The organism is Pseudomonas parafulva (assembly GCF_000800255.1).
In the GTDB taxonomy this organism is placed as follows: Bacteria; Pseudomonadota; Gammaproteobacteria; order Pseudomonadales; family Pseudomonadaceae; genus Aquipseudomonas; species Aquipseudomonas boreofloridensis.
Window position 1 is genome coordinate 3,902,555 of the sequence record NZ_CP009747.1, and the last position, 13,781, is coordinate 3,916,335.

Genomic DNA, 13,781 nt, shown 5'->3' on the forward strand with positions numbered 1-13,781 from the left:
CTCTCTCCGGCTTACAACGGCTTCGTAATGAACAGGCCATCTTCGTGGCCTTCTTCCGATCCGCCGTAGACCTGTTCGGCCACGGTGCGGATCTTGCTGCCGCGGGCAGCGAGAATCTGGTCCATGGCACCGGCGAACCAGCCGGTGAACATGTAGTCGACCTTGCGGCCGCACTTGCCATAGACGTACACGAACGCGGAGTGCTTGAGCTTGACGCTGCAGGTGCCCTTGTCCAGGTCGATGTCCTGGATCTCGAACAGGCCCCAGCCACGCTGGCTCAGGCGCTTCATGTAGTGCTCGAACACCGCGACGCCTTCCAGGCCGTGGCACTCGGCTTCTTTCTCGCACCAGTGCCAGGCCGATTTGTAGCCGGCCTTGTAGAGGATTTCAGCGTAGGCGTCGGCGCCCAGCACTTCCTCGATGCCCATGTGGTTGTTGACGAAGAAGTGGCGCGGCACGTACAGCATCGGCAGGGCGTCGCTGGTCCAGACACCGGTCTCGCTGTCGACTTCGATGGGCAATTGCGGGGCGATCTTGGCCATGGAAACTTAACTCCAGAATTTTTTGTGTTGGATGCCCCAGCGTTATTGGCCGGGGCTTGCAGGCTTGGAGAGCGGCTTATTCGCCCCAGACATCTTTCAGGATGTTCACCCAGTTCTCGCCCATGATCTTGCGCACCACGCGCTCGGAATGGCCGCGTTTGAGCAGGGTCTCGGTGAGGTTGGGGAACTCGCCGACGGTGCGGATCCCCAGCGGGTTGATGATCTTGCCGAAGTTGGTCAGGCGACGGGCGTAGCCCTTGTCGTGGGTCAGGTACTCGAAGAAGTCCTGGCCGTGGCCCTGGGTGAAGTCGGTACCGATACCGATGGCGTCTTCACCAACGATGTTCATGGTGTATTCGATGGCTTCGGCGTAGTCGTCGATGGTCGAGTCGATGCCCTTGGCCAGGAACGGCGCGAACATGGTCACGCCGACGAAGCCGCCGTGGTCGGCGATGAACTTCAGTTCCTCGTCGGACTTGTTGCGCGGGTGCTCCTTGAGGCCCGACGGCAGGCAGTGCGAGTAGCACACCGGCTTCTTCGATTCGAGGATGACTTCTTCGGAGGTCTTGGAGCCGACGTGCGACAGGTCGCACATGATGCCCACGCGGTTCATCTCGGCGACGATCTCGCGGCCGAAGCCGGACAGCCCGCCGTCACGCTCGTAGCAGCCGGTGCCCACCAGGTTCTGGGTGTTGTAGCACATCTGCACGATGCCCACGCCCAGTTGCTTGAAGATCTCGACGTAGGCGATCTGGTCTTCGAAGGCGTGGGCGTTCTGGAAGCCGAAGAGGATGCCGGTCTTGCCCAGCTCCTTGGCCTTGCGGATGTCGGCGGTGGTACGCACCGGCATCACCAAGTCGCCGTTCTCGCGGATCAGCTTCTGGCTGGCGGCAATCTGGTCGACGGTCGCCTTGAAGCCTTCCCAGACCGACACGGTGCAGTTGGCCGCGGTCAGGCCGCCTTTGCGCATGTCCTCGAACAGCTCGCGGTTCCACTTGGCGATGATCAGGCCATCGATGACGATGCTGTCGGCGTGTAATTCGGCTGGGCTCATCAGGCTGTCCCCTTTTATCGTGAGGCTTGTAATGGGTCGCGCCGAACCAGGTGCCGGCGGTTTGGGGCCAGCATATGCCTGCGGCCTGTGTCGCCTCGGTGCAAAAACGACAGGGGGTTTGCCGAAAGCGTCAAGGCGGCGAACGGCACGCTCTGGCCTGCCGTTGGTCGATGAGAGCGAGTCTCGACAAGGGCTGTCGATGAACATTTTTCGCACCCCCTATCACCCAGCCCGAGGCTGAGCGAGAATTCCTGACGATTCGTCAGTCTGTTCAGGAGAAAACGGATGAAATCAAAGGCATGGCTGGTCCTGCTGTGCGTGGCGCTGGGCGCCCAGGCCGCCGAGGAAGACAGCACGCCCTGCGACAGCGTCGAGAACGACCAGCAGGCCTATGCGTGCGCGACCTACAACAAGCAGACGGCCGAGCGCGAGCTGAAGTCGGCCTACGACGACCTGCTGCAGCGCATCCGCGATCAGTACGCCGACGAGAACGACAAGGCCAGCGCGCTCACGGCGCGCATGGACGCGGCGCAGAAGCTCTGGGCACAACTGCGTGACGCCGACTGCAAGGTCGAGACCTACGCCGAGAAGCCCGGCAGCAAGGCCTTCGAGGCCGCCTGGAACACCTGCTTGGCACAGCGCAGCGACGAGCGCTCGGAGTACCTGCAGTCGATCGGGCAGCAGTGAATGTCCAGCCTGAACCCGCCCCTGCCCCGGTTCAGGCCAAGGCGGACACCGCCCGCGCCAGGCGGTCCTGCCGTGGGCACTGGGCGAAGCGTGCTCTGTAGCAACGGGTGAAGTACGACGCCGACTCGAAGCCGCACGCCACCGCCACCTGCAGCACGCCCATGTCGGTCTGGCGCAGCAGTTGCCGGGCCTTGTCCAGGCGCAGGCCTAGGTAGAAACCGCGTGGCGTGTCGTCCAGGTGCACGCGGAACAGCCGCTCCAGCTGGCGCCGGGTGACCTGAATCGTCTCGGCCAGCGCCAGGGTGTCCAGCGGCTGCTCGGTATTGCGCTCCATCTCGCCGATCACCTTCACCAGCTTGCGGTTGCGAATGCCGTAGCGCGTGGCGATTTCCATGCGCTGGTGGTCCTGGCGTGGGCGGATGCGCCCGAGCACGAACTGCTCCGACACCTGGATCGCCAGTTCGCTGCCGTGGGCCTGGGCGATCAGATCGAGCATCAAGTCGATGGACGCAGTGCCACCCGCGCAGGTGATGCGCCGACGGTCGATCTCGAACAATTCCTGGGTGGCCTGCAGGCGCGGATAGCGCTCCTTGAACGCCTCCAGCGCCTCCCAGTGCAAGGTGGCGCGGTAACCGTCGAGCAGGCCAGCTTCGGCCAGCACCACCGCGCCGGTGTCGATGCCACCGAGGATGCCGCCCTCGTGCTCGACCCGCCGTAGCGCCTGCTGCAATGCCGGCCCGTGGCACGCCAGCGGCTCGAAACCGGCCACCACCAACAGCATCGCGCCACGCTCGCTGTCGGCCAGCGCCAGGTCGGCATTGACCGACATGCCATTGCTGGCCTGCACCGGCCCGCCGTCCAGGCTCAGCACCCGCCAGCGATACAGCGCACCGCGAAAGCGGTTGGCCACCCGCAATGGCTCCAGCGCACTGATGAAGCCCAGCGCGGAAAACCCTGGCAAGAGCAGAAACTGGATGGTGTCCGGCATCGCTGACTCCTGGGAGGTGGATGGTCGCTGCAGTGCAACTCTTGGTCGCCAGCGTGCGATTGCCCACTGTGCCATGGGCGTAACGTTTTTCCCACGGCCCGCAGAGGCCGGATCCCATAACAATACGCACTGCCGATGGAGAGCCACCATGCATCGCTTGATCCGCCGCAGCCTGTTGTCCTTCGCCCTGAGCAGCACCCTGGTCACCCCGCTTTTCGCTGCAGAACCCGCGGTCTGCAAGAACGTGCGCCTGGGCGTGGTCAACTGGACCGATGTCATCGCCACCAGCGCCATGGCCCAGGTGCTGCTCGACGGCCTGGGCTACCAGACGGCCCAGACCAGCGCCTCGCAACAGATCATCTTCGCGGGCATTCGCGACAAGCGCCTGGATCTGTTCCTGGGGTACTGGAACCCGATCATGACCCAGACCATCACCCCGTTCATCGAGGCGGGCCAGCTCAAGGTGCTGGAAAAGCCCAGCCTGGAAGATGCCCGCGCCACCCTCGCAGTGCCCAAGTACCTGGCCGACCAGGGCCTGAAGACCTTCGCCGACATCCACACCTTCGAGAAGGCACTCAAAGGCAAGATCTACGGCATCGAACCCGGCTCCGGCGCCAACACCCAGATCAAGGCGATGATCGCCAAGAACCAGTTCGGCCTGGGCAAGTTCCAACTGGTGGAGTCCAGCGAAGCAGGCATGCTCGCCGCCGTGGACCGCGCGGTGCGGCGCAAGGAAGCCGTGGTGTTCTTCGGCTGGAAGCCGCATCCGATGAACGTCAACCTCGACATGGTCTACCTGGGCGACAGCCAGGACGCGCTCGGCCCGGACGAGGGCCGCGCCACGGTATGGACCGTCACCGCCCCCGACTACGCCCAGCGCTGCCCGAACGCCAGCCGCCTGCTGGCCAACCTGACCTTCAGTGCCGAGGACGAGAGCCGCATGATGCAGCCGCTGCTCGATCATAAAGACCCGCTGGTGTCGGCGCGCCAGTGGCTCAAGGACCACCCCCAGGACAAGGCCCGCTGGCTCGAAGGCGTGACCACCTTCGATGGCCAGCCAGCGGCAGAGCACCTCAAGCTCAGCGCCCACTGAACCGCGTGGGGCGCCACGCGCCCCGCCTGCAATGCGCTCGCGACACCTTCACCTCGAACCCCAGCACACCGAACCCAAGGCCCCGCCATGAACCATGACGTCATCATCACCTGCGCCCTGACCGGTGCCGGCGACACCGCCGCCAAGAGCCACCTGGTCCCTGTCACCCCCAAGCAGATCGCCGCCGCTGCCGTAGAGGCGGCCAAGGCCGGTGCCACCGTGGTCCACTGCCACGTGCGCGACCCACAAACAGGTCGTTTCAGCCGCGACGTCGCGTTGTACCGCGAGGTCATGGAGCGCATCCGCGAGGCCGACGTGGACGTGATCGTCAACCTCACCGCCGGCATGGGTGGCGACCTGGAAATCGGCCCCGACGAGAACCCCATGGCATTCGGCACCGGCACTGACCTGATCGGTCCGCTGGAACGCCTGGCCCATGTCGAGGCGCTGTTGCCGGAAATCTGCACCCTGGACTGCGGCACCCTCAACTTCGGCGACGGTAATTCGATCTACGTATCGACGCCGGCCCAGCTGCGCGCCGGTGCCAAGCGCATCACCGAGCTGGGGGTGAAAGCCGAACTCGAGATCTTCGACACCGGCCACCTGTGGTTCGCCAAGCAGATGATCAAGGAAGGCCTGCTGCACGATCCCCTCTTTCAACTGTGCCTGGGCATCCCCTGGGGCGCCCCGGCCGACACCACCACCATGAAGGCCATGGTCGACAACCTGCCCGCCGACGTCACCTGGGCCGGCTTCGGCATCGGTCGCATGCAGATGCCCATGGCCGCGCAAGCGGTGCTGCTCGGCGGCAACGTGCGGGTGGGCCTGGAGGACAACCTCTACCTCGACCGCGGCGTGCTGGCCAGCAACGGGCAACTGGTCGAGCGCGCGGTGGAGATCATCTCGCGCCTCGGCGCCCGCGTGCTCACCCCGGCCGAAGGCCGCGAAAAAATGAACCTCAAGCGCCGCTGAGCCTTGTTCCAGGAGTTGCAGCACATGCCTTACATCACCGAGATCAAGATCTTCGCCGCGCTCGGCAGCGGCGTCATCGGCAGCGGCTGGGTCGCCCGCGCGCTGGCCCACGGGCTGGACGTCATCGCCTGGGACCCGGCCCCCGGCGCCGAGCAGGCCCTGCGCAAGCGCATCGCCAATGCCTGGCCCGCCCTGGAGAAACAGGGCCTGGCCCCCGGCGCCAGTCAGGACCGCCTGCGCGTCGTGGCCAGCGTGGAAGACTGCGTGCGCGACGCTGACTTCATCCAGGAAAGCGCGCCCGAGCGCCTGGAACTGAAGCTCGAGCTGCACGCACGCATCAGCGCCGCCGCCAAGCCCAAGGCGATCATCGCCTCCAGTACTTCGGGCCTGCTGCCCAGCGACTTCTACGCCACCGCCACCTTCCCGGAACGCTGCGTGGTCGGCCATCCGTTCAACCCGGTGTACCTGCTGCCGCTGGTGGAGATCGTCGGCGGCAGGCACACCGACGCCAGCGCCATCGACGCCGCCAGGACGGTGTACAGCGCACTGGGCATGCGCCCCCTGCACGTGCGCAAGGAAGTGCCCGGCTTCATCGCCGACCGGCTGCTCGAAGCGCTGTGGCGCGAGGCCCTGCACCTGGTCAACGACGGCGTGGCCAGCACCGGCGAGATCGACGATGCGATCCGCTTTGGCGCCGGACTGCGCTGGTCGTTCATGGGCACCTTCCTCACCTACACCCTGGCCGGGGGCGATGCAGGCATGCGTCACTTCATGGCGCAGTTCGGCCCGGCGCTCAAGCTACCCTGGACGTACCTGCCCGCCCCGGAGCTCACCGAGCGGTTGATCGACGATGTGGTCGAGGGCACCACCGAGCAACTGGGCGAGCACAGCATCGCTGCGCTGGAGCGCTACCGCGACGACACCCTGCTGGCGGTGCTGGACGCGGTGAAGCAGAGCAAGACCGCCCACGGCATGGCCTTCGGCGACTGAGGAGAAATCGATGACGGTACTGCTCACTTACCGCACCATGGTCCAGCCGGACTGGGTGGACTACAACGGGCACCTGCGCGACGCCTACTACCTGCTGATCTTCAGCTACGCCACCGATGCGCTGATGGCGCGCATCGGCCTGGATGCCGACAGTCGCGGGCAGAGCGGGCACTCGCTGTTCACCTTGGAGGCGCACATCAATTACCTGCACGAGGTGAAGCTCGGCACCGAGGTGTGGGTGCAGACGCAGATCATCGGCTTCGACCGCAAGCGCCTGCATCTCTACCACAGCCTGCACCGCGCCGACTTCGACGGCGCGCTGGCGGCCAGCGAGCAGATGCTGCTGCATGTGGACTTGGCGGGGCCGAAGTCGGCGCCGTTCACCGATGAACGAACGCTAAAAATTCAAGAATTGGTAGATACGCAAAGTGGCTTCAAAGGTGACGAATTGGTGGGATGCTTGATGAAGCTGAAATAAGAAATTCTATCCAGAGCGAAACCCTCCGCTGGATAGCATTTTTATCGCCCAATCAGTTTTCGAGCCAGATCTCTTTTTTCTACAGCGATAGCTATCAGAGGTGCCTTCTCGCGAAGCACCTCCAAAGGCATGCCCTTCTCGTATGCTTCCAACCACTGACGTCGGGTTCGCAATATACGCTCGTCGTCGCGGAGCGGTAGCAATGTCAAAGTGCGCTCCGCCAAAGCACGAAACGGTTCCGGAATACATTGACTTACAACCATCTGCATTGAAGGCAACACTATCTCGAACCACCCATCAGCGACGGAGAAGGGATCCAGCAACTCCTCAGCCCTTTTCTTGCTTTTGGAGCTATTCAGCCACCCTTCCACATATCGATAGTTTGACCACTCATAGGCAAGATTTTTATCTTCATGGCAACTCATGAAGTGATCGACGGTGCCGCTGGAAATCCACATCGCGCCAAATCCACAGCGGTCCTTGAATGCCTCTGCCAGCTTCAACCTGAATGGAGACCAGAAATCGCGTGGACGCTTGGCATTAGGGCTATTTTGAAGCCAGGTAGTACCCGCCTTGCGACACGCCTCATCAAATCCCTCTGGTTCTTCAACCGCAATGACCGGAATCATTGAACGCCCCCATCCACAACGGATTTAACATGCATACTACCGATCCAGCGAGGCCAGAAATGATCACCTCCCGGCAAGACGCGAACCAGTTCGTCATGGATTTTTTGAGCGTTATCCAGATTCCCAGGCAGTCCACCGTGTTCACCACGCATCCACGCTTCCGCGATTTCAATGGCCTGTTCAGCTTCGACGGAGCGAGCCTGCGCGAGACCAAATGCGTCTGACACCAGCCAATTCACGACATCCCCTTGCTTCGCCCAAACCTCCTTAGTTACAACGGCCTTACCGCATTCGAGTTGAATATTGAAAACCGCATCACGGTCTTCATCGAAATCGGGTTCTGAGGAAGCAAGTACCAGCGGTGAATGAGTAGCAACAATCAACTGGACGGCCACCTCCTCGCCCGTCATGACGCGCATGACGTTCAACAACGCAGGAATTATCCGCCGTTGCCATTGCGGGTGAAGATGGCACTCGACCTCATCGATCAGAAAAATGATTTCCTTAGCGGGCTTACTTCGACGATCTCGACTGGCTTCCTTATGGGCATTCCAAGTCCATACGAGCATGTAAGCCAACGCGGCGATCCTACGCATACCCGCCGACGCATGAATCAACGGCACATCTTGACCATAAGGCATTTTCAGATGTGGATAGCGAGTTTGATCCGGTCCTATCAATTTGCGCGGCTTACCCGGCAGGATCTTCTCGACACCCGAGGGTGACAATGCATTCAACACATTGCACAGTTCATCGAACGCTGGATCCTGCTCAAGCTGCCAGGTGACCCAGTCAGAAATTAAACCGTTACAAATATTGGTGCCTTGTGCCGAGCGCGCGCCGTACCACACCTGATCAGGATTAAAGTTGAACGCTCTAATTTTCTCGTCTGAACTAGAGTCTTTATCCGTCCAATAATTTCGTTCAGGATCCCAAGCGGAGAAACTTCCATCAACCCCAGCATAGATGACCACGCCGGGTATAGGAGGTCGAGCCTTGGGCTGTGGCCAAGCACCATTTTTAAACTCGACCTCGCCCGATTTGTCACCCGCCGTCACCTTGCTGAAGGTGAATGCAATACGGGGATGTGGATGATCACGTTGGGGTATCGCCACGCCGCGAGCCCAAGTACGCGTGAGTACCCACCAGGCCGTATCAAGCAAAAAGCTCTTACCCAGCCCATTATCACCCGTAATGAAATTCAATCTAGGCGCAAACTCGACCGGACCAAACACTTCCGCCGGCCCGACCCCATTCAAGGAAAGAGTTTTCAACATTACGGATACCCTATGTCGTCTAACTTGATGCAATTGAAATCATCAAGCAACGGATAATCTCAAAATGATAGCAACCTGCCATCGACTCTATTATTGGTCATCCTAATGCTTAAGCTCGACTATAGCCAGAGTGACGCCAGCCGACTGCGACACGAAAAAAGCCCCGGAAGCCGTGAGCATCCGGGGCAGAGAGCGAGCAACATCCACTGTGCCAGAGTGAGGGTGACCAAACCCTCGGTGCCGTGAATGAGTCCAGTGTGCTGACTTCCCCGGGGATGGATTTAGCCGGAAACGACCTGTTCTTAGTCATGGCAGCCATCGCCACGCGCTGTGCTTGCGGGCCTGTCGTGGTGGTCACAGAATCGGTCATCACTGACCGCAGACTAGGACCTTCACCATGATGCATGCCGATTTGATCGATCAGGACGACTTGCTGGGCCACCTGCGCGCACGCGGGTTCGAAATTCCTGCCGGCGCCAGCGCCGAGCAAGCCTGCGAAGCGGCGGTGCGGGGGCTGACCGAGCCCAACGCACGCGCGCTCAAGGGGATGGTGGAGCAGATGTACACCGGCAGCGCGACGATCCTGCCGGCCGTGCGCCAGGCCATCGACAAGCAGTTGCTGCCGGCGCTGGCGCAGTTCAGTCAGCGCGGCTAGCCACGCGCTCGGCGCAGGCCTTATCGACGCGGCACATCATCCGCGATAAGACCTGCGCCCGCTCAGAGCCTCACACTGGCAAAGGTCGACTCGTTGCGCGCCTGGCTCAGCGCCGCCATCGGGCCGCTGTGCGGCGACAGCGCCATGGCCTGCGGAATCGGCATCATCGCCACCTGCTGCGCGGTGTTGGAACCGACGCGTTCGTCACGCGGCGGAATGCCGAAGTATTCGCGGTAGCACTTGGAGAAGTGCGGCGTGGAGACGAAGCCGCACACCGACGCCACTTCGATGATCGACATCGGCGTCTGCTTGAGCAGTTGCCGCGCCCGGATCAGTCGCAGCTTCAGGTAGTAGCGCGACGGCGAGCAGTGCAGGTATTTCTGGAACAGGCGCTCGAGCTGACGACGCGACACGTTGACGTATACCGCCAGCTCGTCCAGGTCGATCGGCTCTTCGAGGTTGGCCTCCATCAGCGCGACGATTTCCTGAAGCTTCGGCTGGTTGGTGCCGAGCATGTGCTTGAGCGGCACGCGCTGGTGATCCTGCTCGTTGCGAATGCGCTCGTAAACGAACATTTCGGAGATAGCTGCCGACAGCTCACGGCCGTGGTCGCGGCTGATCAGGTGCAGCATCATGTCCAGCGGCGCGGTGCCGCCGGAGCTGGTGAAGCGGTTGCGGTCGAGGGTGAACAGGCGCGTGCTCATGTTGACCCGCGGGAAGGCTTCCTGCATCGCGGCCAGACATTCCCAGTGCACGCTGCAGTCGAAACCATCGAGCAGACCGGCACAGGCCAGCGCCCAACTGCCGGTGCAGACCGCGCCCAGACGGCGCGACTGGCGGGCCTGGGCCTGCAGCCAGGTCACGTGTTCACGGGTGACGGCGCGCTGGATGCCAACGCCGCCACAGACGATCACCGTGTCGATGGCCGGCGCGCTGTGCATCGGCGCATCGGGCGTGATCTGCAGACCGTCGCTGGCCCAGACCTGTCCGCCATCCACGGTCAAGGTGTGCCAGCGATACAGCTCGCGCCCGGACAGTTGGTTGGCCATGCGCAGCGGCTCGACGGCCGACGCCAGGGAAATGAGGGTGAAGTTGTCCAGAAGGAGAAACCCGATGGACTGTGGAGCTGTGCGGTTCTGGGTTGGCCCGGAGGTGTACGACGTCATCGCGATTTCTCCTCACACAAATGCAGGGTGTGCCTCAGGCGGGCACCGTTTTCTTGTTATTGCCCCTATCTTTGTACGGGGGCTCTACCCAACTCTAGGCAAACCCCGTGCCTGAAATTGAACGGCTATCCAAAAAAACCTAAAAACGACGTTACCGTGCGTCTTGTAGGGCCTTTCTGTAAGAGGTGGTCATGGAACGCAAAGCAGCGCGCCAGCGCCTCTGCGTGTAACGGCTGAGCAATTCGGTAGCACTTGTGGGAAGGTTGCTCAGAAGCGACATCCACGATGTGTCACCGACAATGACACGCTCGATAGCGACAGCCGACGGTCGGTCGGCATTGGCCGCTGCACAACGATGCAGCACAGCGGCCAGGAAAGGGCCAGATCGGCGCATCAGCACTCGACGGCGTTGACGGCCAGACCGCCGCGCGAGGTTTCCTTGTACTTGTCGTGCATGTCGGCGCCGGTGTCGCGCATGGTGCGGATCACGTGATCGAGGGAGATGAAGTGCTCGCCGTCACCGCGCAAGGCCATCTGCACGGCGTTGATGGCTTTCACCGCCGCGATGGCGTTGCGCTCGATGCAGGGCACCTGAACCAGACCGCCGACCGGGTCGCAGGTCAGCCCGAGGTTGTGCTCCAGGGCGATCTCGGCGGCGTTCTCCAATTGCGCCGGGGTGGCGCCGAGCACGTCGGCAAGCCCGGCGGCGGCCATGGCGCACGCCGAACCGACCTCGCCCTGGCAGCCCACTTCGGCGCCGGAGATCGAGGCGTTCTTCTTGCACAGGATGCCCACCGCCGCCGCCCCCAGGAAGAAGTCCACCACGTTGGACTCGTCCACCGCGTCGGAGAAGCGCATGTAGTAGTGCAGCACCGCCGGAATGATGCCTGCCGCACCGTTGGTCGGCGCGGTAACCATCCGCCCACCGGCGGCATTTTCTTCATTGACCGCCAGGGCGAACAGGTTGACCCACTCCATGGCGCTCATGGTCGAGCCGATCACGTTGGGCTTGCCGATCTCTTGCAGACTGCGGTGCAGCTTGGCCGCACGGCGCCGCACGTTGAGCCCACCGGGCAGCGTGCCTTCGTACTTCAGGCCGTTGTTCACGCATTCCTGCATGGCTTGCCACAGCTTGAGCAGACCGGCGCGAATCTCCGCCTCGCTGCGCCAGACCTTTTCGTTCTCCATCATTAATTGCGACACGCGCATGTCGTTTTGCTTGCACAGCCGGAGCAGCTCGGCGGCGCTGTTGAAATCGTAGGGCAGCACGGTCTGGTCGGCATCCAGCACGCCACTGGCGGCCTGCTGCGCATCGACCACGAAGCCGCCGCCGACCGAGTAGTAGGTGTCGCGGTGCAGCTCACCGGCGGTGCCCTCGGCGACCAGGGTCATGGCGTTGGGGTGATACGGCAGGTTCTCGTCGAGCAGCAGCATGTCGCGGGCCCAGACGAAGTCGATGGGCAGGCGGTTGTCCAGCAACAGCGTGCCGGTTTCGCGCAGGTCGGCGATACGCGGGGTGATCTGGGTCGGGTCGATGGAGTCGGGCCATTCGCCCATCAGCCCCATGATCGTGGCGTTGTCGGTGCCATGGCCGATACCGGTGGCCGACAGCGAGCCGTACAGGCGCACCTCGACGCGTCTCACCTGCTCCAGTTCGCCGCGCTCACGCAGCCCCTGGACGAACAGCGCGGCGGCGCGCATGGGGCCGACGGTATGCGAGCTGGAAGGCCCGACACCGATCTTGAACAGGTCGAACACGCTGATGGCCATTGTCGAATCACCTCTTGATGGGCTTGTTCCTGCGCGCCAGGTGGCGGCGCAGCCAGCTGCTAGGCTGAGGGCGGCGGGTGCCGCGAATGCACGCATGATCGGGGTTTTAACCCAGCCTTCGCCGTCTGCAACCGACCTGATTTTGTCCGGCAGCGCCCTGTAGGGATGGCCACTGTCTGGCCGCTTTCAGGCGAGCCAATGACGCAATTGCACGGCCTCGGGGAGGGAAAAATCCGTAAACGACATTGCCCGTACTGGATGCGACCTGTCCTGCACTGGTTACGACTCCACCAGTAGGCGATTGCCGAACGCTGGTGGATTATCGAAAGCGACTCGTATTGCACGGCCTCGCAACCTGCCCTCTGCAGGCCCGGACGATCAGCCCCCGAGAAAGGACTGGCGTACTGCGCGAACCCGAAGAAAAAATCACAGGAGTCCACCCATGAACGCTTCGCCCTCGCTGTTACTGGCCGCGTTGCTCGCAGCCCCGGTGCTGGCCCAGGCCGCCGAACCCGAGCAATGTCAGACGGTTCGCTTTTCCGACGTCGGCTGGACCGACATCACCGTGACCACCGCCACCACCAGCGCCGTCCTCGAGGCGCTGGGCTACAAGACCCACACCACCATGATCTCGGTACCGGTGACCTACAAGTCGCTGGCCAACGGCAGAGACCTGGACGTGTTTCTCGGCAACTGGATGCCGACCATGGAAAACGACATCAAGGCGTACCGCGACGCCGGTACCGTCGAGACCGTGCGCGCCAACCTGGAGAACGCCAAGTACACCCTGGCCGTGCCGCAGTACCTGTACGACAAGGGCCTGAAGGATTTCAGCGACATCGCCAAGTTCAAGCAGGAACTGGGCGGCAAGATCTACGGCATCGAGCCGGGTAACGATGGCAACCGCACCATCCAGAAGATGATCGACGACAACGCCTTCGGCCTGAAGGACGCCGGTTTCAAGATCGTCCAGTCCAGCGAAGCGGGCATGCTCAGCCAGGTCGACAAGGACCAGCGCAAGAACGAGGCCATCGTCTTCCTCGGCTGGGAACCCCACCCGATGAATACCCGCTTCAAGATGCAGTACCTGACCGGCGGCGATGCCTACTTCGGTCCCGACTTCGGCAAGGCCACCGTCTACACCAACACCCGCAAGGGCTACACCGAGCAGTGCAGCAACGTCGGCCAGTTGCTGAAGAACCTGGTGTTCGATCTCAAGGACGAGAGCACCATGATGGGCTATGTCCTGGACGACAAGATGAAACCCGACGCCGCCGCCAAGCGCTTCATCAAGGACAACCCTGGCAAGCTGGATGCCTGGCTCGCGGGCGTGACCACCGTGGATGGCAAACCGGGCCTGGAGGCGGCCAAGGCCAAGCTCACGCAATAACAATGAAATACGCAGTAGCAGTAATGGTCGCCAACGGCCATTAGGCACTACCTCGGGACGCCACCGTGACGTCCCGGACTGATTTCAATC

Annotated in this window: 14 protein-coding genes; 7 read left to right on the forward strand and 7 right to left on the reverse strand. The window is 62.5% G+C overall.

What is annotated here, in order from left to right:
- Positions 1 to 11: 11 nt before the first annotated feature.
- Together NJ69_RS17040 and NJ69_RS17045 are read right to left on the reverse strand one after the other, a co-directional pair.
- Positions 12 to 542: a DUF5943 domain-containing protein gene (locus tag NJ69_RS17040; RefSeq protein ID WP_021782648.1), complete on the reverse strand. Its 531-nt coding sequence runs from the start codon at positions 540 to 542 to the stop codon at positions 12 to 14.
- Positions 543 to 618: 76 nt separating this feature from the next.
- On the reverse strand, positions 619 to 1,596 hold the full coding sequence (locus NJ69_RS17045) for a dipeptidase (protein WP_039581315.1): 978 nt from the start codon (positions 1,594 to 1,596) through the stop codon (positions 619 to 621).
- 285 nt (positions 1,597 to 1,881) lie between these two features.
- Between NJ69_RS17045 and NJ69_RS17050 the strand changes: the two genes are divergently transcribed.
- Positions 1,882 to 2,283, forward strand: a complete 402-nt coding sequence (locus tag NJ69_RS17050) for a lysozyme inhibitor LprI family protein (RefSeq protein ID WP_039581316.1) — start codon at positions 1,882 to 1,884, stop codon at positions 2,281 to 2,283.
- 31 nt (positions 2,284 to 2,314) lie between these two features.
- On the opposite strand, the gene NJ69_RS17055 is transcribed toward NJ69_RS17050, so the two are convergent.
- Positions 2,315 to 3,271, reverse strand: a complete 957-nt coding sequence (locus tag NJ69_RS17055; RefSeq protein ID WP_039581318.1) for a GlxA family transcriptional regulator — start codon at positions 3,269 to 3,271, stop codon at positions 2,315 to 2,317.
- Positions 3,272 to 3,419: 148 nt separating this feature from the next.
- On the opposite strand from NJ69_RS17055, the gene choX reads away from it, so the two are divergent.
- The 4 genes from choX to NJ69_RS17075 all read left to right on the forward strand — a co-directional run bounded on the left by choX (position 3,420) and on the right by NJ69_RS17075 (position 6,804).
- On the forward strand, positions 3,420 to 4,364 hold the full coding sequence (choX, locus tag NJ69_RS17060; RefSeq protein ID WP_039581320.1) for a choline ABC transporter substrate-binding protein: 945 nt from the start codon (positions 3,420 to 3,422) through the stop codon (positions 4,362 to 4,364).
- An 87-nt stretch (positions 4,365 to 4,451) separates the two neighbouring features.
- On the forward strand, positions 4,452 to 5,336 hold the full coding sequence (locus NJ69_RS17065) for a 3-keto-5-aminohexanoate cleavage protein (RefSeq protein ID WP_029615124.1): 885 nt from the start codon (positions 4,452 to 4,454) through the stop codon (positions 5,334 to 5,336).
- 24 nt (positions 5,337 to 5,360) lie between these two features.
- Positions 5,361 to 6,326, forward strand: a complete 966-nt coding sequence (locus tag NJ69_RS17070; RefSeq protein ID WP_039581323.1) for an L-carnitine dehydrogenase — start codon at positions 5,361 to 5,363, stop codon at positions 6,324 to 6,326.
- Between the two features lie 10 nt (positions 6,327 to 6,336).
- Positions 6,337 to 6,804 carry a thioesterase family protein gene (locus NJ69_RS17075; RefSeq protein ID WP_039581326.1) on the forward strand — a complete coding sequence of 156 codons (468 nt, stop codon included), beginning with the start codon at positions 6,337 to 6,339 and terminating at the stop codon, positions 6,802 to 6,804.
- Positions 6,805 to 6,845: 41 nt separating this feature from the next.
- Here the strand turns inward: NJ69_RS17075 and NJ69_RS17080 are convergent, their stop codons facing one another.
- The gene (locus NJ69_RS17080; RefSeq protein ID WP_039581328.1) at positions 6,846 to 7,433 is read right to left on the reverse strand and encodes a hypothetical protein; all 588 of its coding nucleotides are present in this window, start codon (positions 7,431 to 7,433) and stop codon (positions 6,846 to 6,848) included.
- Complete coding sequence (locus NJ69_RS22480) at positions 7,430 to 8,710, reverse strand: AAA family ATPase (RefSeq protein WP_080754771.1); 1,281 nt, start codon at positions 8,708 to 8,710, stop codon at positions 7,430 to 7,432. The genes NJ69_RS17080 and NJ69_RS22480 overlap by 4 nt, the downstream gene beginning before the upstream one ends.
- 397 nt (positions 8,711 to 9,107) lie before the next feature.
- On the opposite strand from NJ69_RS22480, the gene NJ69_RS17090 reads away from it, so the two are divergent.
- The gene (locus NJ69_RS17090) at positions 9,108 to 9,365 is read left to right on the forward strand and encodes a hypothetical protein (RefSeq protein ID WP_029615122.1); all 258 of its coding nucleotides are present in this window, start codon (positions 9,108 to 9,110) and stop codon (positions 9,363 to 9,365) included.
- 62 nt (positions 9,366 to 9,427) lie between these two features.
- Here NJ69_RS17090 and NJ69_RS17095 read toward each other — a convergent pair whose 3' ends face one another.
- Positions 9,428 to 10,531: a GlxA family transcriptional regulator gene (locus tag NJ69_RS17095; protein ID WP_039581333.1), complete on the reverse strand. Its 1,104-nt coding sequence runs from the start codon at positions 10,529 to 10,531 to the stop codon at positions 9,428 to 9,430.
- 393 nt (positions 10,532 to 10,924) lie between these two features.
- Complete coding sequence (locus NJ69_RS17100) at positions 10,925 to 12,301, reverse strand: L-serine ammonia-lyase (protein WP_039581336.1); 1,377 nt, start codon at positions 12,299 to 12,301, stop codon at positions 10,925 to 10,927.
- A gap of 442 nt (positions 12,302 to 12,743) precedes the next feature.
- Here NJ69_RS17100 and NJ69_RS17105 point away from each other — a divergent pair, with 442 nt between their 5' ends.
- Positions 12,744 to 13,691 carry a choline ABC transporter substrate-binding protein gene (locus NJ69_RS17105; RefSeq protein ID WP_039581338.1) on the forward strand — a complete coding sequence of 316 codons (948 nt, stop codon included), beginning with the start codon at positions 12,744 to 12,746 and terminating at the stop codon, positions 13,689 to 13,691.
- Positions 13,692 to 13,781 lie beyond the last annotated feature (90 nt).